24 protein-coding genes are annotated in these 26,548 nt (G+C 60.6%); 13 read left to right on the top strand and 11 right to left on the bottom strand.

Translation table 11 applies throughout. The annotated features are described in order from the left end of the window. Positions 1 to 4: 4 nt before the first annotated feature. Both QM600_RS03095 and QM600_RS03090 read right to left on the bottom strand, forming a co-directional pair. On the bottom strand, positions 5 to 1,579 hold the full coding sequence (locus QM600_RS03095; protein WP_283260016.1) for an ABC transporter substrate-binding protein: 1,575 nt from the start codon (positions 1,577 to 1,579) through the stop codon (positions 5 to 7). A 59-nt stretch (positions 1,580 to 1,638) separates the two neighbouring features. Continuing rightward, a complete protein-coding gene (locus QM600_RS03090; RefSeq protein ID WP_283260015.1) occupies positions 1,639 to 3,888 on the bottom strand; it encodes an arylsulfatase in 2,250 nt (749 codons plus the stop codon). A 120-nt stretch (positions 3,889 to 4,008) separates the two neighbouring features. On the opposite strand from QM600_RS03090, the gene QM600_RS03085 reads away from it, so the two are divergent. From QM600_RS03085 to QM600_RS03040, 10 genes are all read left to right on the top strand, one after another. Next, positions 4,009 to 4,863 (top strand): sugar phosphate isomerase/epimerase family protein, encoded by an 855-nt coding sequence (locus QM600_RS03085; RefSeq protein ID WP_283260014.1) that lies wholly within the window; start codon positions 4,009 to 4,011, stop codon positions 4,861 to 4,863. Between the two features lie 77 nt (positions 4,864 to 4,940). After that, a complete protein-coding gene (locus QM600_RS03080) occupies positions 4,941 to 5,807 on the top strand; it encodes a CoA transferase subunit A (RefSeq protein ID WP_283260013.1) in 867 nt (288 codons plus the stop codon). Between the two features lie 17 nt (positions 5,808 to 5,824). Next, on the top strand, positions 5,825 to 6,580 hold the full coding sequence (locus QM600_RS03075) for a CoA-transferase subunit beta (protein ID WP_283260089.1): 756 nt from the start codon (positions 5,825 to 5,827) through the stop codon (positions 6,578 to 6,580). After that, positions 6,577 to 7,650 (top strand): NAD(P)H-dependent flavin oxidoreductase, encoded by a 1,074-nt coding sequence (locus QM600_RS03070; RefSeq protein WP_283260012.1) that lies wholly within the window; start codon positions 6,577 to 6,579, stop codon positions 7,648 to 7,650. Before QM600_RS03075 ends, QM600_RS03070 begins: the two co-directional genes overlap by 4 nt. 33 nt (positions 7,651 to 7,683) lie before the next feature. Further along, positions 7,684 to 8,559 (top strand): SDR family NAD(P)-dependent oxidoreductase, encoded by an 876-nt coding sequence (locus QM600_RS03065; protein WP_283260011.1) that lies wholly within the window; start codon positions 7,684 to 7,686, stop codon positions 8,557 to 8,559. 33 nt (positions 8,560 to 8,592) lie between these two features. After that, positions 8,593 to 9,042, top strand: a complete 450-nt coding sequence (locus QM600_RS03060; RefSeq protein WP_243619536.1) for an FAS1-like dehydratase domain-containing protein — start codon at positions 8,593 to 8,595, stop codon at positions 9,040 to 9,042. Then, positions 9,039 to 9,470, top strand: a complete 432-nt coding sequence (locus tag QM600_RS03055) for a MaoC/PaaZ C-terminal domain-containing protein (protein ID WP_283260010.1) — start codon at positions 9,039 to 9,041, stop codon at positions 9,468 to 9,470. The genes QM600_RS03060 and QM600_RS03055 overlap by 4 nt, the downstream gene beginning before the upstream one ends. After that, on the top strand, positions 9,467 to 10,435 hold the full coding sequence (locus QM600_RS03050; protein ID WP_283260009.1) for an NADPH:quinone oxidoreductase family protein: 969 nt from the start codon (positions 9,467 to 9,469) through the stop codon (positions 10,433 to 10,435). Before QM600_RS03055 ends, QM600_RS03050 begins: the two co-directional genes overlap by 4 nt. Positions 10,436 to 10,503: 68 nt before the next feature. After that, positions 10,504 to 11,703 carry an acyl-CoA dehydrogenase family protein gene (locus tag QM600_RS03045; RefSeq protein ID WP_283260008.1) on the top strand — a complete coding sequence of 400 codons (1,200 nt, stop codon included), beginning with the start codon at positions 10,504 to 10,506 and terminating at the stop codon, positions 11,701 to 11,703. Positions 11,704 to 11,721: 18 nt separating this feature from the next. Continuing rightward, positions 11,722 to 13,341 (top strand): class I adenylate-forming enzyme family protein, encoded by a 1,620-nt coding sequence (locus QM600_RS03040; protein WP_283260007.1) that lies wholly within the window; start codon positions 11,722 to 11,724, stop codon positions 13,339 to 13,341. A gap of 236 nt (positions 13,342 to 13,577) precedes the next feature. Here the strand turns inward: QM600_RS03040 and QM600_RS03035 are convergent, their stop codons facing one another. The 3 genes from QM600_RS03035 to QM600_RS03025 are packed head-to-tail and all read right to left on the bottom strand — an operon-like array spanning position 13,578 to position 14,915. After that, entirely contained in the window at positions 13,578 to 14,021 is a 444-nt protein-coding gene (locus QM600_RS03035) for a transketolase C-terminal domain-containing protein (protein ID WP_283260005.1), read from the bottom strand. Continuing rightward, positions 14,018 to 14,383, bottom strand: a complete 366-nt coding sequence (locus tag QM600_RS03030; protein ID WP_283260004.1) for a thiamine pyrophosphate-binding protein — start codon at positions 14,381 to 14,383, stop codon at positions 14,018 to 14,020. Before QM600_RS03030 ends, QM600_RS03035 begins: the two co-directional genes overlap by 4 nt. A gap of 31 nt (positions 14,384 to 14,414) precedes the next feature. Next, a complete protein-coding gene (locus QM600_RS03025) occupies positions 14,415 to 14,915 on the bottom strand; it encodes a thiamine pyrophosphate-binding protein (protein WP_283260003.1) in 501 nt (166 codons plus the stop codon). A gap of 343 nt (positions 14,916 to 15,258) precedes the next feature. On the opposite strand from QM600_RS03025, the gene QM600_RS03020 reads away from it, so the two are divergent. Beyond that, positions 15,259 to 15,435: a hypothetical protein gene (locus QM600_RS03020; RefSeq protein WP_283260002.1), complete on the top strand. Its 177-nt coding sequence runs from the start codon at positions 15,259 to 15,261 to the stop codon at positions 15,433 to 15,435. A gap of 7 nt (positions 15,436 to 15,442) precedes the next feature. Here QM600_RS03020 and QM600_RS03015 read toward each other — a convergent pair whose 3' ends face one another. Continuing rightward, the gene (locus tag QM600_RS03015; RefSeq protein ID WP_283260001.1) at positions 15,443 to 17,113 is read right to left on the bottom strand and encodes a thiamine pyrophosphate-binding protein; all 1,671 of its coding nucleotides are present in this window, start codon (positions 17,111 to 17,113) and stop codon (positions 15,443 to 15,445) included. Positions 17,114 to 17,274: 161 nt separating this feature from the next. On the opposite strand from QM600_RS03015, the gene QM600_RS03010 reads away from it, so the two are divergent. After that, a complete protein-coding gene (locus tag QM600_RS03010; RefSeq protein ID WP_283260000.1) occupies positions 17,275 to 18,909 on the top strand; it encodes a flavin-containing monooxygenase in 1,635 nt (544 codons plus the stop codon). Positions 18,910 to 19,144: 235 nt separating this feature from the next. Here the strand turns inward: QM600_RS03010 and QM600_RS03005 are convergent, their stop codons facing one another. Then, a complete protein-coding gene (locus QM600_RS03005; protein WP_283259999.1) occupies positions 19,145 to 20,818 on the bottom strand; it encodes a thiamine pyrophosphate-requiring protein in 1,674 nt (557 codons plus the stop codon). Here QM600_RS03005 and QM600_RS03000 point away from each other — a divergent pair. Further along, complete coding sequence (locus QM600_RS03000) at positions 20,817 to 21,029, top strand: hypothetical protein (protein WP_283259998.1); 213 nt, start codon at positions 20,817 to 20,819, stop codon at positions 21,027 to 21,029. The genes QM600_RS03005 and QM600_RS03000 overlap by 2 nt on opposite strands. 124 nt (positions 21,030 to 21,153) lie before the next feature. On the opposite strand, the gene QM600_RS02995 is transcribed toward QM600_RS03000, so the two are convergent. The 4 genes from QM600_RS02995 to QM600_RS02980 all read right to left on the bottom strand — a co-directional run bounded on the left by QM600_RS02995 (position 21,154) and on the right by QM600_RS02980 (position 26,488). Continuing rightward, the gene (locus tag QM600_RS02995) at positions 21,154 to 22,227 is read right to left on the bottom strand and encodes a TauD/TfdA family dioxygenase (protein WP_283259997.1); all 1,074 of its coding nucleotides are present in this window, start codon (positions 22,225 to 22,227) and stop codon (positions 21,154 to 21,156) included. A 28-nt stretch (positions 22,228 to 22,255) separates the two neighbouring features. Further along, positions 22,256 to 23,995, bottom strand: a complete 1,740-nt coding sequence (locus tag QM600_RS02990; protein WP_283259996.1) for an N-acyl-D-amino-acid deacylase family protein — start codon at positions 23,993 to 23,995, stop codon at positions 22,256 to 22,258. 176 nt (positions 23,996 to 24,171) lie between these two features. Beyond that, positions 24,172 to 25,671 (bottom strand): MFS transporter, encoded by a 1,500-nt coding sequence (locus tag QM600_RS02985; RefSeq protein ID WP_283259995.1) that lies wholly within the window; start codon positions 25,669 to 25,671, stop codon positions 24,172 to 24,174. A 223-nt stretch (positions 25,672 to 25,894) separates the two neighbouring features. Then, positions 25,895 to 26,488, bottom strand: a complete 594-nt coding sequence (locus QM600_RS02980; RefSeq protein WP_283259994.1) for a TetR/AcrR family transcriptional regulator — start codon at positions 26,486 to 26,488, stop codon at positions 25,895 to 25,897. Between the last annotated feature and the right edge of the window lie 60 nt (positions 26,489 to 26,548).

Raw genomic sequence — 26,548 nt, 5'->3', positions numbered from 1 at the left:
AGGCCTACTTTGTCATCGCAAGATGGCGAAGATCGTAGATTCCGACGTTGACCCACGGGACGTCGTCGGCGCCGACCACTTTGTTGCTCGAGAGCGTGGCGTTGGTCTGGTTGCAGATCGGGACCCACAGAGCCTTCTCCAGCGTCTTCGCCGAGATCTTGTGGTACAGCTCGGCACGGTCGTTCTCGGACATCGTCGGATCGGCAGCCTGCTTGATCATGCCCAGGATTTCCGGGTCGTCGGCAGCGAACTTGAAGTTGTTGACCAAGTAGAAGTTCACGGTTTCCGCAGGATCGACTTTGGGTGTGAACGAGTTGGCGACCATCTGATCGAATTCACCGGCAATGTAGCGTGGTTCGAGCTGGTTGAGCGGAACGGGATTGAGCTCGGCATCGAAGCCCGAAGTGGACAGGGCAGACTGGATGACGTTGGCGGGCTTTTCGGTGTTGCTACCGGCACCGAACGTTAGCGTGATCTTGGTGTTTCCGTTCTTCTGGACCAATGCCTTAGCCGCCTCCGGATCGAAGGCGTACGGATACTTGTAGTCGGGATCGAATGCCGAGCTCGTCTTCGGGAACATCTGGTTGTGTGGTGTGCAGTTCCCGGAGAACAGTGCATTGATCTCATCCGGATTGATCGACTGTGCAACCGCTTGACGTATTTCTTGATCGGCCAGCTGACCCGTCGGACGCAGATAGACACCGAGGGTGCTTCGGAACGGAACTTTGTCGATAGCGAAGGCGCCGCGGTCGGCAAGCGTATTTGCCTGCACCACTTCGCTGGCCGAACTGACCCACGTGAGATCCAGTGCTCCGGTTTGGATGGCGTTCAGTCGCGTCGACGCGTCTGGGACAAGAGTGATGTCGATGCCGCCGAGACGTCCGCCCTCCGCGTCCCAGTACGGACGATCGGACCGCTTCAATATAAGCGACTCTCCGGGAACGTATTTGGTGACGACGTAGGCGCCGGAACCTGCAAGTCCCGGATCGTTGCGGATATCGGTGCCGGCGGCGATCACGGCGGGACTGATCATCATGCCTACCGGAGTGGTGAATACTCCGGGTAGTTCGACACCGGCTCCCGGCGCCAGTTCGATGCGCGCGGTGTACATGTCAGGTGCAGTGATATCGATGACGCCGGCGAGCGCCGCAGCCGAGGTACTGCCTGCGAGTGTTTTGCCTCGTTTCAGGGTGGCGGCAACCGCCTCGGCATCGAAGCGGGTTCCGTCGTTGAAGGTGACGTCGTCACGCAGCTTCAGCTCCAGATACTTGCCGTCCGAGCTGAATTCCCACGATTTGGCAAGTCCGGGAACAATTTTGTCGTTGCTGTCGACGGTCATGAGTCGATCGAAGAGTGCAGTGAGGTGACTCCAGCCGCCGATGGTCATCTGTTGCTGGGGGTCGAGATTGTTGGACGTACCGGCGGAGGCAATCCGTATCACTGCAGCGGGGTCGACCTCACCGCCGGTGCTTCCACTGTTCGTCGTACCGCTTGCGCCTCCGCCACAGGCGGAAAGTGACAGCGCTGCCACGGCAAGAGCAGTGACGAGCTTTCCCTTGCCGAACCGGGTGTGTGTCATGGTTTGCCTCTTTTCGATCGCGCTCGAAGGAATGTTGTCGATCAGCGGTACGTGTGTTTTCAGTCAAGCGTGACGGTGACTTTGTCGAGTACTCCGTCGAATGCGAACGGCAGCTGGTATTGCTCGGACACCGGGGTTCCGGTGTCGCGGCCGACGCTCAGGCCTTCGATGTAGTTGAGGCGGAATGGGGCGGTATTCGCCACCGTTCCGGATCCGACCTTCTCGTCATCGCAGAGCAGGGTGACCGCTGCGGATCCGCCGCGCTGCGTGGGGTCGATGTCGACCACGGCCACGAGTTGGTGCCGTCCGGCAGGAAGAGCGAATTCGGAAGTGACCGTGGAGCGCTCGCGGCCCAAAAGGTTGTAGTGATAGGTAAGGACACCGTTTGCCAAATACAGAGCATGGCCACCGAATCGACCACCTTGGGAGAGGAGCATGCCGTCTGCGTGGTTCGAAGTCAACACTACGTCCGCGGTAATGCTGAACGGCTTGTTGGTGACATCGGGCGCACTACCAGGGGTCACTCGCGTCACCCCGTCGTAGTAGACGAATGTGGCCAGGCCGAAAGTCGGATTGGGTTTGGGTGGTCCAGGATTGAGTGCCTTGACGATAACGGGAAGAACCTGGTTGGCTTCGGCCTCTTCCCAGAACAGATCGACCAGCGCGCCGAGTTTGTCGGGGTACTGCGCCGACAGATCGTCGGACTGGCTGTAGTCGTTCTCGACGTGATACAACTCCCAGTTCACATCGTCGAGAGAGTCTGCGCCGGTGGCGAATTCCCACGGCATTTCCCGGGGCGTAGTAGCGGCAACCCACCCTTCGGAATAGATTGCGAGGTTGCCCATCAATTCGAAATATTGTGTCGTTCGGGTCGAAGGTGCAGCCGGGTCATCGAAGGTGTAGGCCATTGGGACTCCGCACAGCGGCATCTGTTCTGCGCCCCGAATCTGTTTGGGCGCTTCTATTCCGATGACCTCGAGGATAGTGGGAACGACGTCGATGACGTGATGGAATTGCGTGCGGATCCCGCCGGCGTCCGTGATACGCGCAGCGTGCGAGAGCACCATTCCGTTGCGCGTGCCCCCGAAATGCGACGCGACCATCTTGAACCACTTGAACGGGGTATCCGTCGCGTGTGCCCAACCGGCCGGAAAGTGGTTGTAGTGCAGCGGGCCGCCGAGTTCGTCGAGGTGCTCGAGGAGTGATTCGATGCTGTCTTCCATACGGTTGACGTAACTCATCTCGTTGAGAGAGCCGTTGGCTCCACCTTCGGGACTGGCTCCGTTGTCGCCCTGGATGTAGAAGACCAGCGTGTTGTCGAGTTCACCGATGCGTTCCAATTCTTCGAGTACACGGCCTATCTGGGAGTCGGCGTAAGCGAGAGCGCCAGCGTAGACCTCCATCATGCGGGCCGCCACTTTTTGATGGTCGGCGGTGAGGGAGTCCCACGATGCGATCTGTTCGGGGCGTTCGGTCAGTTCGGTGTCTGCGGGTATAACACCGAGTTGCTTCTGTCGAGCGATCGTTTCCTCGCGTATGGCATCCCAGCCCTGATCGAACTGACCGCGGAATCGGTCGATCCAATCCCGCGGTGCGTGGTGCGGTGCGTGGGTAGCGGCATTGCTGTACTGGATGTAGACGGGCTTGTTCGGTGCAGCCGACTTCTGTCGACGAATCCAGGTAATTGCCTTGTTTGCCAGGTCATTTTCGAGGTGGTAGGTGGCATCGTCCGTAGGTGGTTCCACCGGACTGGTGCCCTCGTACAGTGCCGGGGCCCAATTGTCGGTGCTGCCGCCGAGGTAGCCGTAGAAATGTTGGAATCCCATGTTTGTGGGCCAATGGTCGAACGGTCCGGCCGGCCCGGTCTCGTACACGGGGACATTGTGGTACTTACCGAACTGTGCGGTGGAATATCCGTTGCACCGCAGCATTTCGGCAACCGTGGCAGCGCTGTCGGGGATGATACTGGTGTATCCGTCGTAGGCAAGTGCCATCTCGGTGACGCGCCCTGCACCGACCTTGTGGTGGTTGCGACCGGTCATGAGTGCCGCGCGGGTCGGAGAACACATCGCAGTTGTATGAAACTGCGTGTAACGCAGACCGGTTTCGGCGAGTCCGTCGAGCGCCGGAGTGGGAATCGGTCCACCGAAAGTGCTGCTTGCCCCGTAACCGACGTCATCGGTCATGATCACGAGAACATTCGGCGCGCTTGCGGGCGCCGACACGGGAACCGGCCATTTCGGTGCATCGGATTCGCTGGGTTCGCGGCGCTGTGAACCCGAGGTGCTCGTGCAGGTATCGACGTTCATATGTGCACTCCTGGAATGGATTCTGAAGGCCGTACGCACCGTATCAAGCATTTGCTACGCAATGTTCCACATTGGGATTACGGTGTGTTTCACGGTTAATCGAGGAAAGCAGGAGCGACTATGGATCACAATGACATATCCCGCCAGATGGACCCGGTGCGAGGCCCGTTTCCTTCCGTCAGCCTGATTACGACCGCAAGTTGGGCATTGCGTGACGAGTTGGCGCTCTGTCGGCGCGTCGGAATTTCCACGGTGACTTTGTCCGCGTACAAAGCGGTTCGAACCGGTTGGCCGGAAACCGTATCGCTGGCCCGTGAGTTCGGCGTCGCGGTCGCCTGTATCGCGCACGGAATCACAGCCGATCCGGACGATGGAACTGCCTGGGAGAGCGAGATTGCGGCACTCGACGCAGCAGTTGTCGGCGCGGCAGGTCTGGGAGCACCGACGGTGCTGTTCACAACGGGGCCGTCCGGACGTCACAGCTGGGAAGATGCGGCAGATCGACTGATCGATCGTGTGTCGCCGGTGGCCGAGCGGGCCAAACAGTTGGGGGTTCGGCTATCCCTGGAGAACACGATGCAGATGCGTTCGGATCTGAGTTTCGTTCATACAGTTCGCGATGCTGCGGTTATCGCACGGCGCCTGGACATCGGAATGGTCGTCGATCTCTACTGCGCATTCCAAGAGTCGGATCTGCTCGGTACTTTGCGCCGCGAACTCGGACGGGTGCAGATCGTGCAGGTAAGTGATTTTCGGGTAGGAACGCTCTCGGTTCCCAATCGGTGGGTACCAGGCGACGGAGATCTTCCGATGGATCGATTGTTGCGTGAAGTGCTCGGTCTCGGCTACCGCGGTGCCGTTGAGCTGGAGATTCTCGGTCCTGCGATTGAGGAGGAAGGGCCGGAGAGTGCGCTCGGGCGAGCGTATTCCTGGCTCACCGCGCAGTTGGCGGTTGACGCGGAGATGAAAGCATGATGATGTGAATCAAACGTTTGCTACGCGACTGAGACGCGGCAGAGCAACGTTTCCCCGAATTCGAAAGGGTGGACCCATTGAGTGACAAGACGATGACCGAGGACGATGTCGTACGTCGCCTGAGGTCCGGTATGACGATCGGTATCGGTGGTTGGGGGTCACGGCGCAAGCCGATGTCCCTCGTGCGTGCAATTCTTCGATCCGACCTGAAGGATCTGACCATCGTGTCCTACGGTGGTCCGGACGTCGGATTGCTCTGTGCAGCAGGGAAAGTCAAGAAGGTGATTTTCGGGTTCGTTTCGTTGGACTCGATCGCGCTCGATCCGCACTTCCGGGCCATCCGGCAGGCGGGTGCGGTAGAGGTGGCAGAGTACGACGAGGGAATGTTGCAGTGGGGTCTGTACGCTGCCGGTATCCGGATGCCCTTCTTGCCGACCCGAGCTGGACTGGGATCGGACGTCATGACGGTCAACCCCGATATGCGTACCGTATCCGACCCGTACGGAGACGAGATTTTTGCAGCGATGCCCGCCTTGAATCTCGATGCGGCACTGGTGCACATGAACCGTGCAGACATGCATGGCAATGCCCAATTCTTGGGCCCTGATCTGTATTTCGACGATCTGTTCTGCATGGCAGCCGAGGATGCCTATGTGTCGTGCGAGGAAATCGTGCCCACCAAGGCCTTGACAGCCGATGCTCATCCGTCGACGCTGCGGATCGCCCGTCTGCTGGTCTCCGGTGTGATCGAGGCACCGAACGGCGCACATTTCACCTCGTGCGTGCCGAACTACGAACGCGACGAATCCTTCCAGCGGGAATATGCGGCCGCCGCCCGCGATCCACAACAGTGGAAAGCCTTTGTCGGCGAGTACCTTTCCGGTAGCGAAGCGGACTACCAACGCGCTGTCGCGCTGCGCGATTCCCAGGCGGTGTCGGCATGAGCCAGTCGAGTGTGAACATGGCTCCTGCTACCCGAGCCGAAGTGTGCGTCATTGCTTGCGCCGAAGCGTATCGCGGCAACGGTGAGGTCATCGCGAGTGCCTTCGGCACCATTCCGGCCATCGGAGTTCGTTTGGCACGACACACCTTCGAACAGGATCTGGTGATCTCCGACGGCGAGGCACATGGAGTTCGTGGCACCTGGGCCGTCGGCGGGCCGGCCGAAGGGGAGATCGAAGCGTGGATGCCGTTCAGCGCGATCTTCAATCTGGTGTGGAACGGCAAGCGTCACATCATGATGATCCCCACCCAGCTCGACGTCTACGGCAACAGCAATATCTCGGCGATCGGTGATCACGCGGCGCCCAAGGTGCAGCTTCTGGGCGTGCGTGGTGCACCGGGAAACAGTGTGTACCACCCCACCAGCTACTGGGTTCCCGCACACAGCACCCGAGTGTTCGTGCCACGCGTAGACATGGTCTCGGGAGTCGGTAACGACAACGCGGCCAAGGCAGGTCCGGCTGCAAGCAAGCACCACGATCTGCGCCACGTCGTAACAAACTTGGCGGTGCTCGATTACGCAGACTCAGGTCGACTTCGACTCGTGTCGGTGCATCCGGGGGTCAGCGTCGACGACGTGGTGGCAGCAACCGGATTCGATCTCGAGATTCCCGAGTCGGTTCCACAGACCCGGCTTCCGAGCGCCGAAGAGCTACAGCTCATTCGGGACGTCATCGATCCCAAGGGGCTGCGCAACAAGGAGGTTTCGGCATGACTGACATTGCTGCAGACCACCAGGCACTTCACACGCGGGCCTGCGACCTCTTCGGGATCAAATACCCGATCGTGCAGACCGGAATGGGCTACGTCTCCAACTCGACACTGACCGCTGCCACAGCGGCAGCCGGCGGACTCGGCATTATCGCCGGTGGAATGTTGACCTACGAGGAACTCGCTGCGGCGATCGCGGAAGTTCAAGCCCAGACGGATAATCCATTCGGCGTAAACCTGAGAGCAGATCAGGCAGACATCGACAAGCGAATCGATCTGCTGATCCGATCCGGTGTCAAGGTTGCATCGTTCGCTCTGGCGCCAAAGCAGGCACTCATCGGCCGACTGAAAGACGCCGGATTGGTGGTCGTTCCGTCGATCGGGGCACGCCGTCACGCGGAAAAAGTTGCTTCGTGGGGCGTTGATGCGGTTATCGTTCAGGGCGGTGAGGGCGGCGGCCACACCGGTGCTGTACCGACCTCATTGCTTTTGCCTCAGGTAGTCGACGCCGTGGACATCCCGGTGATCGCGGCCGGTGGTTACTTCGACGGCCGCGGGTTGGTTTCCGCACTGTCCTACGGCGCCGCCGGAATCGCGATGGGCACACGATTCATGATGACAAGCGATTCCCCGGTAGCGAAGCAGGTCAAGGACGTCTACCTGTCGAAGTCAGTCAACGACACGGTTGTCACACTCGAGATCGACGGTGTGCCGCAACGTGTTCTGCGTGCGGGGACAATCGATCAACTGGAGTCCACAACGGGCCCGGGGAGGATGATCCGTGCGGGACGTAACGCCCTGGCGTTCCAGAAGCTCTCCGGCACACCGTGGCGCGACATGATCCGTGAGGGTCTCGCGATGAAGAAGAGCCACGAACTGGGCTGGAGTCAGGTGGTGATGGCCGCCAACGCTCCGATGCTGTATCGGTCCGCACTGGTGGACGGCCGCGTCGATGTCGGCGTCATGGCAACAGGACAGGTAGTCGGGCTGATCGAGGACGTGCCCAGCTGTAGCGAATTGATCAACAGAATTGTGGCCGAGGCAAATTCGGTTCTCGTTCGACTCTCTGCTTGACATGTTTGATACACGTATTCGAAAGGGACTTGGATGAATCAACTTGAAGGTCGTGTTGTTGTCGTCACCGGAGCCGGCCGTGGAATCGGCCGCGAACACGCGCTCCTGGCTGCCGCGGAAGGCGCGCACGTCGTAGTCAACGACACCGGTGCCGCCGCCGACGGTTCGGGAACGGATGACGCCTTGGCCTCAGCCGTCGCTGCCGAGATCACAGCTCTCGGTGGCAGCGCAATCGCGAGTACTGCGGACGTCACCACTGTTGCGGGAGCTCAGGCGCTTCTCGATCTGGCAGTAGGGAACTTCGGCGCAGTTCACGGACTGGTCAACAATGCGGGTGTTCTCCGCGACCGGATGTTCGTGAACATGAGTGAAGAAGAATGGGACACCGTGATCGCGGGTCAGCTTCGCGCGACGTTTGCTCCCTGCCGCGTGTTCGGCGCGCACTGGCGTGATCGTTCCAAAGCCGGCGACGCCGTGGCAGCATCCATCGTGAACGTCTCGTCCACGTCGGGGCTTCTCGGTGCAGTCGGCCAGAGTAACTACGGCGCCGCCAAAGCTGGGATTGCGGCGCTCACTGTGATTTTGGCGCAGGAAATCGGCCGCTACGGAGTGCGCGTTAATGCCATTACCCCGGTCGCACGCACTCGGATGACAGAGAACGTTCCCGGAATCGCCGAGATGGTGGCGGTCCCGGCGGATCCGAACGATTTCGACGTCTACCACCCGGGCAACGTGTCTCCAGTGGTCGCTCACCTGCTCACCGCCGACTGCGACACCACCGGCTCGGTCTTCTACGCCAAGGGCGGCGAGATCAAGCAGTTCCTCGGTTGGTCGTACGGCAAGAGCATCGTCAAGGATGCGCGCTGGACGCTCGAAGAGTTGGCAACGGAAATGAAGACATTCGCGTAATTTTCCTTACGACAACGAAACTCGGAGTGAGCTATGGCAAACAAAGATGCCGTGGGTGTTACGGGGACACCGTTCCGTCTCGACGTGGAACGAGGAAAGGTTCGCGAATTTGCCCACGCGATCCGCAGTACTAATCCTGAGTACCTCGACTCGGAAAACCCAGTAAGTCCGCCGACCTTCCTGACCACCACGTTCTTCTGGCAGTCCGGCGATCAGAACCCTTGGAGCGCAGTCGAACTGAATCAGCAGCGTGGACTGCATGCTGAACAGGAGTACACCTTCTTCGGGCCGCCGCCGCGTGCGGGAACCAAACTCGAGGCCCGCTCGCGTATCACCGATGTCTTCACCAAGGAAGGTCGACGAGGTGGTGAGATGACCTTCGCAGTCATGGTCACCGATTTCGTGGACGAGAACGGGACTTTGGTTGCGCAGGCAAAGATGACCGGCGTCGAGACCGGACGAGCACCGTCGGAGGAATCATGACCCTGACAGCACAGCCCGCGGCGATCACCGCACCGTCACCGTGGACGATCGGACCGGTTACCCGCACGGACTTCGTGCGCTACCAAGGTGCGTCGGGCGATATGAATCCGATTCATCATGATGAGACCTTCGCCAGGGCGGCGGGATTCGAGAGTCCGTTCTCGGTGGGAATGTTCCAGGCCGGAGTGCTGGGCACCTACGCGACGGACTGGCTCGGCGCCGAGAACGTACGTTCTTTCCGCATCCGGTTCCTCGAACAAGTGTGGCCGGGCGATGTCCTGACGTGTACCGGAAAAGTTGTCAAGGAGTATCAGGACAACACGGAGAACAAGGTGGATGTGGAACTGGAGTGCGCACGCCAGACCGGCGGCGTCGCTGTGCGGGTGTGGGCAACCTTCGTCACCGCTCCCGGTGTGGTGTCGGTGTGAAGGCGCACCAGTGTCACACCCTCGGTGAGCCGGATGTCCTCCGGCTCACCGATGTTCCCGACCCGGTGGCGGCACCGGGAACTGTGATCGTGGATGTCCGGGCTTGCGGCATCAACTTCCCGGACGGACTGATGGTTGCCGGAAACTACCAGACCAAGCCGCCGCTGCCATTCACTCCGGGGTCCGAAGTGGCTGGCGTGATTCGGGCAGTCGGAGACGGTGTCGAAGGTTTGAACGTGGGAACTCGTGTCCTGGCGTTCTGTGGAATCGGCGGTTACGCCGAGCAGGTCTCGGTTCCTGCGTCACAAGTCTTCGCGATTCCCGGTTCGATGTCCTACCCTGACGCCGCAGGATTCTCCGTGACGTACGGAACCTCCTACCATGGCCTCGTCGATCGAGCGGGACTTGCAGCCGGAGAGCGACTTCTGGTGCTCGGTGCGGCTGGAGGTGTAGGGCTCACCGCTGTCGAGATCGGTCGAGCATTGGGAGCCGAGGTCATTGCCGCAGCATCTACCGCGGAGAAGTTGGCACTGTGCGAAGAGCACGGTGCGTCGACACTGATCAACTATGCAGAGTGCGACCTGGCATCCGAACTGAAGACACGCGAACGCATCGACGTCGTCTACGACCCGGTAGGCGGCGACGCGGCGCAGGCTGCAATCAGGGCGCTCCAATGGGGCGGCCGGTACCTGACCGTCGGATACGCGAGTGGCGACATTCCCAAAGTGGGAATGAACCGTCTACTCATCTCCTCGGCCTCACTTCTCGGAGTGTTGTGGGGAGCGTGGGCAAAACGGAACCCGGCCGAGAATGCGAGCAACATGCGTCAGTTGCTGGACTGGTACGAGCATGGGCTGTTGGTGCCACACGTGTCTCGGACCTTGCCGTTCGACGCCGCGTCCGAAGCGCTGAACATCGTCATGAACCGGCAGGCTGCCGGCAAGGTGATTCTGGTCCGTGACTGATCGGTTCGGAATCGATCTTCCTTGCATACATACGCATTCATATTGTGAGAACTGAGAGGATTTCTATCGTGGACCTAGCTCCCAGCCCGGCAGCCCAGGAGATCATGGACCGCTTGAACGCGTTCATGGTCGATCATGTGTACCCGGCCGAGCCGGTGTACGCGCAGCAGATGGAAGAGATGGGGCCGCGTAATCACACGTTACCGCCTGTGGTCGAGGAACTGAAGGCAGAGGCTCGGCGTCAGGGGATGTGGAATCTGTTCCTACCCTCGCTGTCCGGGCTCTCACACCTCGACTATGCGCACATCGCTGAGATCACCGGACGGTCGCCTTACATCGCGCCGGAAGCGCTGAATTGTGCGGCACCTGATACCGGCAACATGGAAATCCTTCATATGTTCGGCACGCCCGAGCAGAAGGAGCAGTGGCTCGAGCCACTGCTGGACGGCCGTATGCGTTCGGGGTTCTCCATGACCGAGCCGGCTGTCGCGTCGTCAGATGCTCGAAACATCAGCACCTCCGTCGTTCGTGACGGCGACGACTACGTCATCAACGGTCGCAAGTGGTGGACAACAGGCGCCGCCGACCCACGTTGCGAGATCCTGGTTTTGATGGGAAAGACGGACCCTGACGCGTCGCCCCACCGTCAGCAGTCGATGGTCCTGGTACCTGTGAACACGCCGGGCGTCGAGATCATTCGGTCACTACCGATCTTCGGTTACCACGATCAGCATGGACACTGCGAAATTACATTCACGGACGTGCGAGTGCCCGTAACCAACATTCTCGCCGGGGAAGGTGAAGGATTTGCCATCGCACAAGCTCGGTTGGGTCCGGGCCGAATCCATCACGCGATGCGTTGCATCGGAATGGCGGAACGTGGACTGGAATTGATGGTCCGACGAACGTTGTCGCGAGACGCTTTCGGTGGTCCGATTTCGGATCAAGGTGTTGTACGAACGTGGATTGCGGAGTCCCGCATGGAGATCGAGCAGGCGCGTCTGCTGGTTCTCAAGACCGCGTGGATCATCGATCAGATGGGTGTCAAGGAAGCCGCGATCGAAATTGCCGCGGTCAAGGTCATCGCGCCGCGAGTGGCACGCTCCGTTCTCGAACGGTCCATCCAATGCCACGGTGGCGGGGGAGTCACCGAAGATTTCCCCATCGCCCGGATGTGGGCCAGTGCCAGGATTTTGGGAATTGCCGACGGTCCGGACGAAGTTCATATCCGCAGTGTCGCTCGGACCGAGATCCGCAAGTATCGCTGACAGGAACAGAGGGATTAGATGTCCAAGGTGTTGGGTCGAATTGCGTTCGCAGACAAACCTGAATCATTTTCGGACATCAGTATCAGCGAGGTTGTCCGTCATCGCGCCGCGAACACGCCCGATGTAGTAGCCTTCGTCACCGCGGACCGCAGTTGCACCTGGCGCGACTACGATCTGACCGCCGACCGAATCGCTGCCGCACTAGCGTGTATTGAATCGGTCGGCGGTTCCGGCGTGGCGATCTACCTCCCCGACACCATGGCGGTGCATGCCGCATTGTGTGGCGCTTATCGAGCGGGCAGGGTCGCTGCTGGGATCGGTTTCCGTTCCGGGACAAGAGAGATCGCGCACTTGATGATCAAGGCTGACTGTCGGGTTCTGATCACCACTGCGACGGTCCGCGGGCGGAGCTGTTACGACGTAGTCGATGATCTGCAGCGAAGCGGCGCACAGGTACTCAGTGTCATAGTGGTGGATGACGACGGGGCAGTGGAGTGGGGTGCAGCCGATCGCACGGAGGTGCGTAGGCGCGTCAACTCACTCGAATCATCCGACGGTACTGGAGTGTTCACTACGTCCGACACCACATTGCTGAACTCGACCTCGGGCACCACCGGACTGCCGAAGGTAGTGGCACACAACGAGAAGAAGTGGATCGAGTTCGCTCGATTGGCGATGGTGGGTGCGCGTATCACCGATGTCGATGTCTTCTGCTCGGCAGTGCCGGCGCCATTCGGCTTCGGGCTGTGGTCTGCACATTTTCTGCCGACCCTGCTCGGTGCACGCACCGTCGTCCTGGAGAAGTTCGACGTCGAGGTGATGATAGATCTGATCGAGCGTGAACGAGTCACAGTGCTATGTTGTGTCAGTACACAATTCAAGATGTTGCTTCGATCGGAACGGGTGCGTACAGCAGACCTGTCCAGTCTTCGAGTGCTCTACACCGGTGGAGAAGCGGTTCCCTACTCCGAGGCGCTGGCATTCGAAGAGCGAACGGGTGCCAAGGTTTTGCAGTTCTACGGTTCGAACGAAGCCGGTGCTGTCAGCCAGACCACTCTCGATGACGACCACGAGACTCGGTTGAAAACCTGCGGACATGTCATCGAGTCCATGAACGTGCGGATTCTCTCTGACAATGACAATGGCAGTGAGAGTGAGCCTCGGCGCGGACAACCTGCAGTTCACGGGCCGCTCGAATCGCTGGGCTACTGGCAGGACGAAGACGCGAACGCAGAGCTGTACACCGCTGATGGATGGATGTTGCTTGGGGACATCGTCGATATCGATGTCGCCGGCCGGATACGTGTGGTCGGACGCATTGCCGACCTCATCATCCGCGGAGGTAAGAATATCTCCGCAGTCGACGTCGAAGATCTGATTTGCGCGCATCCGTCAGTTCGAGCTGTTTCCGTTGTCGGGGTGCTCGACGACGTGTTCGGGGAGCGGGTGTGCGCCGTGGTGGTCACCGAATCCGGTGTCGAACTCTCCATGGCGATGCTGTCGGAATGGATGCGCGCGCAGGGAATTACCACCGAATACATTCCGGAATATGTTGTCCTGGTCGACGATCTTCCCACTGGGCCCGGTGGGAAAGTCGCCAAGAGCGAGGTGCGGAAGTTAGCCGTCTCGCGAGTGTGAGACGGCCAACTTCCACGCGACTACTGATGTCATCTGGACAGCAGTGCCAATGCCTGCCGGGTGACGCCCTCGGCTGTAACGCCGTAGTGGGCAAGTAGGTCCGCAGGAACGCCGACTTCGAGATCCTCGTCTGGTAGTGCCACGATCCCGAGTCGGGCGGAGGCGCCGTGGCGGAGGCGCCGTGGTGGCCGAGCTTCGGCCACCGCGGAACCCAGACCCCCAATTACGTTGTGCTCCTACACCGTCAGGATCGCGCCGGTCGTGCGGGCGGCATCCAAGATTGTGTCCTCGTCGAGCGGTTTGATGTAGGCCGCGTCGAGCACGGCGGCGTTGATCCCGAGCCCTTCGAGTAGCTTGGCGGCTCCCACGCCTGCGTGGTGGCTAGCGCCGAAGTAGCTCATCGCAAGGCCGGAAAGCCGGGCCACCAGGGTTACGGGCATCATCGTCGCCGCCGAGATCGAGTTGGTTTCGGCGATACCCATTTCGATGTGCCGGTTCGGGTGCCGTTCCCGCAGTTCCGTCAGGGACGAGCCTAGATCTGCGGAGAGGACGACCACATCAGGGTGCCGGTCGGCGAGCTCTGGCAGGGCATGTCCGAGCAAGTTGAGGGACGACGCCTGGCCTCCGTCGGAGAAGACGTCCTCCATCGCGGCGGCTCGATTGTTTGTCGTGGCGGTCATGCTGTTGCCTCCTGCATACGCGTGGTGATCTCGGAAATGGCCGCGTCGCGCTGCTCTGGGGTCAGGCAGCCGACGTGCCACGCCCGGGGGCCTCCTCCATGAGCGCGAGGCCCTTCTCTTTCCGAGTTCTGACGACGATGCATATCGGTCCGGTCCCCACTCGGGGAGGGCAGCGCGGAGAATGTGTCGACAAGCGCCGCGACGTCGCGTCCGTCGAGTTCGACAACGTGCCAGCCGAATGCTTCGAAACGTGCGGCGAGCGGTTCGATACCCATCATCTCGGAAGTAGGACCGCTGCCGATGTACCCATTGGCGTCGACGATCGCCACGGGGTTCCCGAGTCGATAGTGAGAGGCTGCCATGGCGGCCTCCCATACCTGACCTGCGTGGATCTCACCGTCGCCGGTGAGTACGAAGGGTCCGACGGTCTGAACCGCTCAGCCGGGCGGCCATCGCCATTCCGAGGCCAACGGACAGATTGTGGCCCAACGAGCCCGAACTGAAGTCGACACCGGGAGCCTTGCGCAGGTCGGGGTGGTCACCGAGCCGGCTCCCCACGTAGCCGAAGCGCTCCAATTCCTCGCGTGCGAAGAAACCGAGATCGCACAGGATCGGCCAGAGACCGACATCGGCATGTCCCTTGCCGAGCAGAAATCGGTCGCGGTCGGCCCAATCCGGATTTTCCGGGTCGAGCCTCAGTGCTTGGTAGTAGAGGACCGAGAGGATCTCCGCGCAGGAGAACACGCTCGAATAGTGGCCTAGTCCGGCGCCGTCGATCATTCGGATCACTTCGATCCGGAGCCAGTCCGCGCGGTTCTCCAGCTCAGCGACCGAGATGGCGCGGTCCCGTTCCAATCGAGTGTTCTGCGGTTCGATTGCGATTGTTGTCGTCATGTGATCCTTCCTCGAGTACTTTGTTCGGCTGAAGATGTCGTCCTTGCTGCGCCGCGATGCATACGACGTCGGCACAATTGGCCAGGAGTCCTGATGAACGTTGTTTCTGATGGAGTTACCCACCCGGTGTCGGGGATGGGATTTGGTCTCGCTCCGCCATGCCCGCTCGTTCTCCCGTTGTTGTCGACAAGTCATCCAGGCACCAACACCAACCGGTGTATCAAACATTTGCTACAGCTCGATCGCTGGGCAATTCGTACCGTCGCGTCTTGGGGGACAGGATGATTCGTAACTCCGCGGAACCCGGCAGCTCCGAGGATCTCGTGAGCGTGCGAGCCTCATCTTGTCGATCCTCCTGAACAACCCCGTGGCGATGGAGACCAACGCCCTGGGGTTGTCCCAGAAGAAGTTCGGCACGATGAACATCTCGGGTGACTACACCGCGATGGCCCGCTCGCTGGGTGCGTACGCCGAGCGCAGTGACTCGCGGGTGCGAGGCAGCCCATTCACTGTGAGCTGACAGGTTTTCAAGTCCCGAGGTTTCGCTGCAGTGGAGCCAGAGCTGCCATCTCGACATGAATGAGCGTCGGACCGTGATGTCCGAGCGCCTCGGTGAACGCCGCTTCGAACTGGCCGACATTGGAAACCCGACGGGCCTGGGCGCCGAATGCCGACGCCAGGGCAGTGAAGTCGGGGGTTGCGAGATCGACGTGATGATGTGAACCGTCTCCGGTGCTGCTCTGGATGCCACGCAGCATTCCGTATCCGTGATCGTCGAAAAGACACACGATCACCTTCGCGGAAGACTGTACGGCGGTGGCTAATTCGGCCACACCCAACATGAATCCACCGTCGCCCTGCAACAGGACCGTGTGTTGGTCGGCGGCGAGAGCCGCGCCCACCGCCATCGCCATGCCAGGTCCGATGCCGGCTGCCGTCGAACGAACCGAGGTTCCGGCATCCGTGACGGGGACCAGGCGATCGCCCCACACATAAGCGGGAACTGTGGCGTCACAGACCAACGCGCCGTCGGTGGGCCGCAGTCTCGTGATGATTTCACTGATTGCAAGGTGATCTGTGCCGGCCTGACGTGCCACCAGTTCGCGTGCTGCCGCCGCAGCGTCGCGGCCGGCCTCGAGGTGGGCGGCTCTGGTTGGGGCATCGACGGTCGACGGCATGGATTTTGTGAGACTGTCGAGTCCGGCAGCGGCGTCGGCGATCACGGAGGCCGCTGCCGGATAGTTCAATCCGATCATCGTCGGATCTATGTCGAGATGAACCACGGTGGGCGGTAGTTTCAGATTCCACTGCGCCGTCGGATACATCTGGAACCGTGTGCCCACTGCGAGCATCACATCGCACGTATCCAGGAACTCGCGCATCGCCGGAAGTGTCGCATAGCCACCGAGACTGCGAGGATCCAATTCCGAGATGGCCCCGCGACCCTCGCGGCTGGTGATCACCGGAGCATCCCATCGCTCTGCGAAGAGCTTCAATGCAGCACCGGCGTCCGAGCGGACCACGCCGCCTCCGGCCCAGATGATCGGCGCCTGTGCCTGGGAAAGCAACGCCACGGCTTCTTTGACACTGACTGCCTCGGGGACCTTCCGAACCAGTGGACGTATATCCGAGTCGAGGCAGTCGAGTGCGTGCGGGTCACCGATGACCGCATCCTGAAGGTCCAACGGAATCTCGACACATGTCGGCCGTGGACGGCCCGAACGGGCCGCGCGGCCGAGTCTCAGGACAGTCGCCGCGATGTCGTCGACCGATTCGACCGTCACCGTCTCCTTGGACGCGGTGCGCAACATCTCGCTCTGATGCTCGGCCTCGTGAACGTAGCCGCGCCCGCGGCCGAGATGGCCGGTTTCAACTTGGCTGGTGATCAGAAGGACCGGTGAAGACGCATGATGAGCCTCGTACAATCCGCCCATCGTATTGGCGGTGCCGGGACCGCCACTGACTATCGCCACGCCCAGTCCACCACTGACCCGGGCGTAGGCGTCGGCGCTGTGAAGGACGCCTTGTTCGTGGCGGCAGCCGACAACCCTGATGGTCCCGAGTTCTTCGATCGATCGCAGAATCGTCATGTTGTGCGCGCTGGGAATGGTGAAGACAGTAGTGACGTTCATGAATTGGAGCGCCAACGCGACACTCGTTCCGCCGGTGATTTCGTCTGTTTCTTCGAACAGTTTCATCGACATTCTCTTTCCCTGAGAGTTATCTGCTGCTGATTTCGAGTAGCCCACTGGCCGGGAGACTGTGTTCCGTCTGGGGACGCATCACTTGTACCGTCCCGTCCATGATCTCGGCAGCCCTTGTGGTGGTCGGTGTGTTTCACACGAAAGGAATAAGGACTATGAGTAAACCGTCCCGCGGACATTCGCGAGAAGCTGCAACAGTTGACGTGGTGCTGGTCGGCGCCGGAGTTTCCGGTATGTACGCGATGCACAAGTTACGCCAAAGTGGCTTGACAGTCCAGGGTTTCGAAGCTGGATCCGATGTCGGCGGGACCTGGTACTTCAATCGTTACCCGGGTGCACGCTGCGATGTGGAGAGCGTCGACTACTCATTCTCGTTCTCCGAAGAGGTTCAGCAGGAATGGGATTGGAGCGAGAAGTACGCTACCCAGCCTGAGATTCTCTCGTACATCAACTTTGTTGCGGAGCGTTTCGATCTGCGCAGTGATTTCGCCTTCGACACCCGGGTTCTCAGCGCCGAATTCGACGAGGCGACTTCAGTGTGGCGCGTGACCACAGATCAAGGGCTCGACGTCACTGCGCGGTTCTGCATCTTTGCCACGGGTTGTCTTTCAGCCGCGAATGTTCCGAACATCGAGGGGCGAGACACCTTTGCGGGCAACACTTATCACACCGGACATTGGCCGCACGAGGGTGTGGACTTCACCGGACGTCGAGTCGGAGTCATCGGAACAGGCTCGTCCGGAATTCAGTCGATCCCGGTCCTAGCCGAACAAGCCGATCAACTCTTCGTCTTCCAGCGCAGCGCGAACTACAGCGTGCCGGCCGGGAATGCGACCCTCGACGAAGCAACCCGTCAGGAGCAGAAAGCCAATTACGCAGAGCGGCGCCGGTTGTCGCGGATCAGTGGCGGTGGGTCGCCGTTCAACGCGGATCCTCGCAGTGCGCTGGAAGTGTCGGAAGAAGAACGAATTGAGGCGTACGACAAACGTTGGACGCTCGGTGGAGTGCTGTTCGGCAAGACGTTCGCTGATCAAACCAGCAACCTCGAAGCCAACGACACTGCTCGACGGTTTGCCGAGGGCAAGATTCGTTCGCTGATCGACGATCCCGAGGTCGCAGAATTGTTGATCCCCAAAGATCACCCGATCGGTACCAAACGCATCGTCACGGACACTAACTATTACGAGACGTACAACCGGGACAATGTCACCCTGGTGGATCTCAAGTCCAACCCGATCGATTCCATTGACGCGGACGGGATCAAGACTGCATCCGAGCATTACGAACTCGACGACATAGTCTTTGCTACCGGCTTCGACGCCATGACGGGTGCTTTGGAGCGAATCTCCGTCACCGGTCGGGAGGGTGTCACTCTCAAGCAGGCTTGGGAAGCGGGACCGAGAACTTATCTGGGACTGGGAGTTCCGGGCTTCCCGAACCTGTTCATCATGACCGGGCCGGGTAGCCCCGGTGTGCTCGCGAACGTGATTCTGGCCGGTGAGCAACATGCGGACTGGATCTCCGATTTCATCACCTATCTCGATGATCACGGCCTACGTACTGCCGAAGCCACGACATCGGCCACCGATGCCTGGGTGGAGGAGTGCTCCGAACGGGCCTCTCGTACTCTCTTCCCTTCGGCCAACTCGTGGTACATGGGTGCGAACATTCCAGGTAAGCCGCGGGTGTTCATGCCGTTCATCGGCGGGTTCGGTACCTACCGGCAGATTTGTGAAGACGTCAGTGCTTCCGGGTACAAGGGGTTCGAGATGATCGCCGCCGAAGACTGATCTACCGTCGGCTTCTCGAGAAATGGTTGTACCCCGTCACTAGAGGTGGCGGGGTACAACCATTTCTGTCTCGAATCTGGCTGGGCATGGGCGGCGTACTACAGCGCATTGGGCCGGATCACTTTCGCCAACCACTGAAAATATATGGAAGACAACCACTTAAGCCCCCCTTCGAGATAGTTTACGTACTCTCGGACGTGAAGTCTGGCGGGTTTCTTCAGGACCCCGCGAGTCGTCAGCGGAAGTTGTCGGGTACCGGCGACATGTACGTGTCGCCGCCGTGTGTGGAAATGCGTAGCTCTCGCGAGGTGATGAACTCCAGGAGCACGGGGCGACCGGCCTCCGTCTGAGCGATTCCGCGTTTCAGGGCGTCGGCAATCTCACTCGGATCGTCGATGCGCTCGGCGTATACACCCAGCGAGCGGGCCATCGCGGTGTAGTCACCCGAGATGTTCATCGTGCCGAACTTCTTCTGGGACAACCCCATGGCGTTGGTCTCCATCGCCATGTACGAGTTGTTCAAAAGGATCGACAAGATGGGAATCTGCTCTCGCACGCAGGTTTCCAGCTCGAGTCCGGTGAATCCGATAGCAGCGTCTCCCCATACGTTGATGCACAATTTCTCGGGGTGAACGAGCTTCGCGCCCATCACAAGGCCGAGCCCGTAGCCGAGCTGTGTTGTCTTTCCCCACCCGAGGTAGGACAGCGGTTCGACGGATTTCCAGAACGGTGACAGCTGGTCCCGTGGCGAGCCCGCGTCGTGCGTGATGATGGTGTCTGCGGGATTGGTCGCCTGGATGAGTTCCCAGACCACTCGATATGCTGAAACAGGATCCTCGTCGGACGTGAGCAGCGGCATCCATTCCGCCAACCACGCGTCGTACACCTCACGAATTTCGCTCACGACGGCTTCACTGTCTCGAATGGTGCCGTCGGTCAGTTCTGTCACAGCCTCCAGCAACGCGTCGAGGGTGAGCGCAGCGTCGCCGACCAACCCAATCTCCGCTACGACACCGTTGTCGAGGTGTGCCGGATCCAGCGTCGCATGAATCACCCGCTTACCTTTCGGAATCGCGACACCGAAATCGGTTGGCGTGAAACTGCACCCGATACCGAGAATCACATCTGCATTTTCGAGGAAGTGATGGACCGTGCGAGGCATCGCACGTCCGCCTGTCCCGAGAGACAGTGGATGGTTTTCCGGAAAGGCGCTCTTGCCTTCCTGGCTCGTGGTGACCGGGATGGCGAGCATTTCCGCCAACCGCTGCAGCTGTGGCCAGGCCTGCCCGTAGTGCACACCCTGACCGGCGTATATGACCGGGCGCTCAGCCGCGACGAGTATCTCCGCCGCGCAGCGCACCGCGACCGGGTCCGGACCCGATCGGGTTCTGACAACCGGTTGATATTCAAAGGGCACGGTGACGTCTTCGAACCACAGGTCGCGGGGAATCTCCACCACGACCGGCCCACCTCTTCCGTTCTTCAATCGGCTGAAGGCTCTGCGGAAAACCGGAACGACCTGGTTCGGGTCGTTGATCGGTTCGACGGACTTCGAGATCGACCGCAGGCTGATGGTGGAGTTGAAGTTCGGCGCGAGGTGGGCCTCGTCCCGGCGATAGCCCATCGGGAGCACCAGGAGGGGAACCGACTCACCGTACGCCTGCGCTACGGCTCCCAGACCGTTCTCGATTCCCGGTCCGTGCTGCGTGGCGTAGACACCGATCTTGCGACCACTCGTCACTCGTGAAATTGCATCTGCGATGTGCCCGCCGGTTCGTTCGGCTCGCGTGATGACCGGCCGAATATCCGCGTCCGCCGCGTATTCGAAGACGTAGTTCAGGGGGTACCCGCACACGATCTCGATTCCTTCTGCTTCGAGAATTCGGGCTACAGCTTCGCCGAACTTCATGAAATCTCCCCCTGGTTCGGGTGTTTCGCGTAAGACACGTACCGCAATGGGGCTGGGTTTGTTCGGTCCGTTCATCCGTGTGATCGCCGGACTGGAAGACGAACCGGAGTCCGAACTGACCGCACGTATCTACAGTTACGTCCGGAATAATGTTCTGGGACAACAGCACACGGACAAGTGGCCTGTCATGCCGTGTGCGTTTCGCTCATGATGAGCGAAACGTTGAGTTTGGCCGGATATACGCAGCCAGATGGCTGCTCTCAGTCTCCGGGTGAGCGCTAAACATATGTGCTAGAACAGGATTCATTGTCAATCAGGCACTCCTCCGGGCTCGCCTACTGTTTGGCGGCGATCTGGGCCATGTAGCGTTCCGGCATCTCCATGAAGGGCGTGCGAAACCGCGCCCACCGCGGCAGGTCAGCCATCGAGTAGATGTCCTGCTGATTGTCCGGACGACGCGGCCACGACGGGATGTTCACCCAGAGTCGCATCAAGTGCCGTCGCTGGTTAACATTCTCATGGTCCCCGTATGGCGTGCGGCCGTGGACGATCAGTCGGTTGTTGAGGAACTGGATGTCTCCGGGCGCAATGCTCATATCGAGGTAGAACTCCGGTGAGGACGACAGTTCGCAGAACAGCTCCAACGCGGCTTCCTGCTCCGGGGTGATGTCGAAGTAGCCGGCCCGGGCGGCGTCGCGGGTCTGGGCTACGTGGACACATGAGCTGAACACCCCGTCGGTTTGGGCGAAGAGCGCGACGTTGGAGGGCGTCACGATGTTGCCGTCGCCGCGTTCGGCATCCATCTGACTGCGCATCACCGGCATACCCTCGTAGAGCATGCGGGCCAGGTCCGGGTTCGTCTCGACCATGCGGTCGTGGACGGCCGCCGCACTGGCGATCCGGCTGGCGCCGCCGTCCTTCGCCTCACGCAAGCAGAGGAGTGAGACCACGTCATGGCCGTCGCAATGCATGTTCATCGACTGCGCCGACCGGTAACCGCGGACCTGTTCGTCGACCAGGTCGGCCACGTTCAGTACATGGCCCAGGATCTCGCCGTTTCCCGACTGCGGGATGATGACGCCCAGGTGGGCGCCCAGGCCACAGTAGATTCGTGCCAGGTCGTCGTCGCTGTACCGTTCGCGTGACAGCCCGCGGATGAGCACGAAGCCCAAGCCCGACCACAGTTCGTCGCGCAGTCGAGACAGAAACCGGCCAACGGTGTGCAGCGGGAAAGTGTCGACGGTGATCTCGGCCAGGTCCAGGTCGCCGCGGGCCTTCAGCGTGGCCAGTGCCGCGTCGATCTCGGCGAGTTCTGCTGTGGACAATTGCCACAGGCCGTCCTGACGGTAGTCAATGGTGCTGCCGAGCCAGGCGCGGCGACCGCCGACCGATGCAAGGGTGTCGTTCATAGTTCCTCCTGGACAGAGCGTGGAATTTTCAGGCCGAGAGACGGGACGGTGCAGGTTGTGGGCCTCGAACCAGGTTCCCCGGCAAGGCACCGGTGTGCTGCCCGCCGCGAGTGACGACGATGCCGTTGACGATGGTGGCGGTGTAGCCCCGTGCGTCCTGCATCAGGCGTCGGCCGCCTGCCGGTAGATCGCGGACTACGCGCGGCAGCTCCAATTCGAGGTTCTGCAGATCGATGACGTTCAGGTCGGCTCGGTATCCCGGCGCGATGAGGCCACGGTCCTGCAGGCCCATCATCTCTGCGCATCGCTTGGTCATCACATGGATCAGATAGGGCAGGGACAACCGTTCACCCTGGACGCGGTCCCTACCCCAGTGTGTGAGCAGGTGGGTGTAGATGCTGCCGTCGCAGATAACCCCGAGATGGGCCCCGCCGTCCCCCAAACCTGGAACAGCGCGGGCGTTGAGCAGCATCTCGCGGGTCGGTTCCAGCGTGTAGTCGGCGTAGTTCGAGAAGGCCAGATAGAGGATATTGCGGCCGCCCTTGTCCAGCAGCTTGTCGTAGGCGAGGCTCTCGGGGGCGACACCCAAACGTTCGGCCTGCGCACCGATGCTGCTGCCGCGGGCGGGTTCGTAGTCGAAACCCTCACCCATCTCGTAGAGCTGGTCGAAGTCCCGTACGCGCATCCCGATCGCCATATCAGGATCGGGATCATTGCTCTCGGCGAGGATGCGCGCCTTGACCTCCGGTCGGCGCAGTTCTCGGACGCGGTCGGCAAGTGGCCGGTCGGCCATCGAGAGGTAGGTCTCGGTCGAGTAGAAGGGGCTCAGGGTCAGCTCGAGACCCAGCAGGACACCCAACGGCCGCGGCAGGACCTGCATCGTGGCCTCGCCGCCCGCTGCGTTGAACGTGTCGAACTTGTTCACGACGGTGCGCCAGGCCTTTGGATTACCGTGACTTTGGACCAGTGACATGCTGAAGGGCCGGTGGAACGCCTTCGCCTGGCGCAAGCCCATGTCCAAGACCTGCTCCCAGTTGTCGTTGTAATCGATGACGAACTGGATCAGGCCCGCTCCGGCTCGGTCGAGGGCAGCGGCCAGTCCGGCGTACTCTTCCTCGGTCGCGGCCAGGGTCGGCGTGAGCTGGCCGTCACTGGAACGGTGGAACATCGTCTGTGACGTGCCGAACCCGAAAGCGCCGGCACGGATCGACTCCTCGAGAAGAGCAGCCATCTTCTCGATCTCCTCCGAAGTAGCGGGTTCGCGGTGAAATGCCCGCTCTCCCATGACATAGGTGCGTAAGGCGGCATGCGGGACGTAGCTGCAGATGTCGGCGTCGAACCGACGCCGACCCAGATAGTCGAGGTACTCGGGGTAGGTGGTCCACTGCCAGTCCAATCCCTCGGTGAGTACGACGTTGGGAATATCCTCGACGCCTTCCATGAGCTTGATCAACATGTCGCGCTGCTCGGGCTTGCACGGCGCAAATCCCACACCGCAGTTGCCCATGACGACAGTCGTCACCCCGTGGTTGGTCGACGGCACCAGCCGGTTCGCCCAGGTGGCCTGACCGTCGTAGTGGGTGTGGACATCGATGAAGCCCGGGGTGACCAGCTGACCACGAGCATCGATCTCCTGACGTCCACCACCGGTGACGTCTCCCACCTTCACGATGACGCCGCCAGAGACAGCTACATCGGCCTGCTGTGGGGGTCGGCCCGAGCCGTCGATGACGGTGCCGTTGCGGATGACGAGATCAAAATTGTTCATTGTCTCCCTCTTCGTGAGTCGCGATCCTGAACGACCTCGCTGGGCCTGTCGCAAGAGCCGTCGTCGAACTGCATCCTTGGCGGACAACACTGTTGCCGAGCACGAGTACTGCAAACAGTGCGAAATGGCGCCTTGTGGACGGCGCCATTTCGGTGAAGCTGTTTGCGTGTCGAGTCCTAGTGTGCGAGTTGTGCTGCGGAGATAGAGTTTTCGGCCTCGTTTGAGCCGACACCACCGGTCGCCGGTGTGCGTCCGTGACGCATGATCAGCGCTACGCCGATGCCCACGACTAGCACGATCGCGCAGATGAGATATCCGTATTCGAAGCCTTGTACGGAGGAAATCGGCTGCTGCGTAGTCGGATTGAGCATGAGGATGTAGTTTGCGGCCAGGGCTCCCAGGAAGGCGCTTGAGAGTGCTCCGGAGACCTGCTCCGACGTGAACTTCATCGAACCCGTTACTGCTTGGGTATTGGCAGGAACCGCTTCGATCAGGAGATTGGTGGAGGCGACAAAGTAAAGTCCCATTCCGGTGCCGGCCACCATGGCTACCAGGATTGTCATGGAGGGTGTATCCACTGCGCCGACTCCGATGAGGACAGCAGTGAGCAGGCACATAGTGAGCGCGAAGATCATCACCAAACGCGGTGAGTACTTACGGGCTAACCAGCCGCCGACGATGCCGCAGATCGCTGCGGCCAGTCCGGACGGCAAGCCGTAGTGCATAGCGTATCCGGTGGCAGTGAAGCCCAGACCGGACTCGTCGTTGCCGGGAATAGCGGGGGTACGGAGCATCTGGGGCATCAGCGCGCCGTTTGCGCCGTTGTACACGCCGAAGCAGGCGGCAATCAGCAGCGTCATCCAGACCCCGGGCCGTGAGAGGAGCCCCATCGAGATCAGAGGCTGTTCGATGCGGCGTTCGGCGACGATGAACGCGACGATCATCGCTACACCGACGGTGAAGGCGACCGCCCGGTAATCAGGCCGGATCGCTCCGAAGATTAGTGAACTGGCACCGAGTCCGAGCAGCGCTGCGCCGAGGTAGTCGATGGTGTGATTGATGCGGACCTTCGACTCGGGAACGAACACCGCAGTGGCGAGGATGACCACTGCGGAGTAGACGAAGAGAAACCAGAAGGCCGATCGGAAGCCGTGATTGTCGATGAGCCAGCCACCGATCAGTGGTCCGCCGAGGGACGATGCGCCGATCCCGACACCAATTCCGCCTACGCCCAAAGGGACCCAGCGAGCGGGGATCAAGTCGCGGATCAATCCGTAGCAGATAACCGCCGATGCCAAGCCGACCGCCTGCAGGCCACGCCCGACGAGGAAGAAGTTGAAGTTGGTGACGGTTGCGCAGATCGCGGTGCCGAGGAGGAAAAATGCGCTCGCCCACATCAGCATCTTCTTCTTACCGTGTACATCGGCAAGTTTTCCGAGGATCGGAACGACCACGCCACCGACGAGCAAGGGAACGGTCATGACCAGTCCCACTTGATTGGTCTTGAACGCGATGGCCATGTCGGTGAGCCCGGGACTGATGAGAGTGAATTCGAAGGCGACGATTTCGGTCATCAACGCGATGAGCGCGATGATGAGAATCGACTGTTTTTTGGAGCGCGATTCGGTATCGGAGTCAAAGCCCGACGGTGTAGCTGCTGGCACGGCGTTTGCCATGGCATCTCCAAGGTTGGTAGTTAACGTGATGCCAGTCACTTTCCGTGTAGTAAGTGATCTTCGTCTAGGAGTTCTCCCAGTCATCGGGAGGGATCGCACTTCGACGAATCTGGCGCCCATGACCTTCTCGTGGGTGCGGCAGTGCGCAATCTGTCAATCAAACCAATTGGTCCGGTTCATGTGCGAAGTGTGCTGGGGGAGAAGATGTTCGAGCCCTGTGCGGTCAGTGTCGTCCACGCGCAGGCGGTGGTGACTCCGGTGCGATCGGTTGTAAGACGAGCCTGCCGACCAGGAGGGCCAGTCGTTCGTCGATGTCGCTCTTGTTCTCGGGATTGTTTCCGAAGGCGTCGACAAGTTGTTCGCCGAAGACGGTCCATCCGTAGGTGAGGGCAAATGCCCCGATCAGGTCGATGTGGGAATCGGATCCGAGTCGGCGCTTGAGTTCTTCGATCGCTGGGAACTGGACCGGGAACTTGTCACGGTCCTCGTCCGAAAGCAATAGCCAGGCCATCGTTCGAACGGACAGGCCGTTGGCGATGGTGGCACGAAAGATCTCCGACATCGCCTCGCTGGGGTCGGCTGTCGATTCGACGATCTGAAGCCCGGATTGGCTGCGGGATTCCAGTACTGCGCGCAACAAGTCGTCCTTGTTGCCGATGTGGCGGTGGATGAGTCCTAGGTTGACCCGCGCCTCGGTCGCGATGTCACGAAGTGACGCTTTGGTTCCCACTCTTGCGAAATGACGGCCCGCGACCTCGATGACGGCAGCTCTGACCTCGTCTGCGCCGGTCGGTTTGGGGATGGATTCAGGTGCCATTGGTCCACCCTATCGTGAGCGAGAAATGTTGGGTGGCAACAAACTTGCTCTTGACATGGC

This window comes from Rhodococcus sp. IEGM 1379 (genome assembly GCF_030056815.1).
Lineage (GTDB): Bacteria > Actinomycetota > Actinomycetes > Mycobacteriales > Mycobacteriaceae > Rhodococcus_F.
Note: the sequence above shows the minus strand (reverse complement) of the source record. Positions and strands in the feature narration are given on the sequence as shown.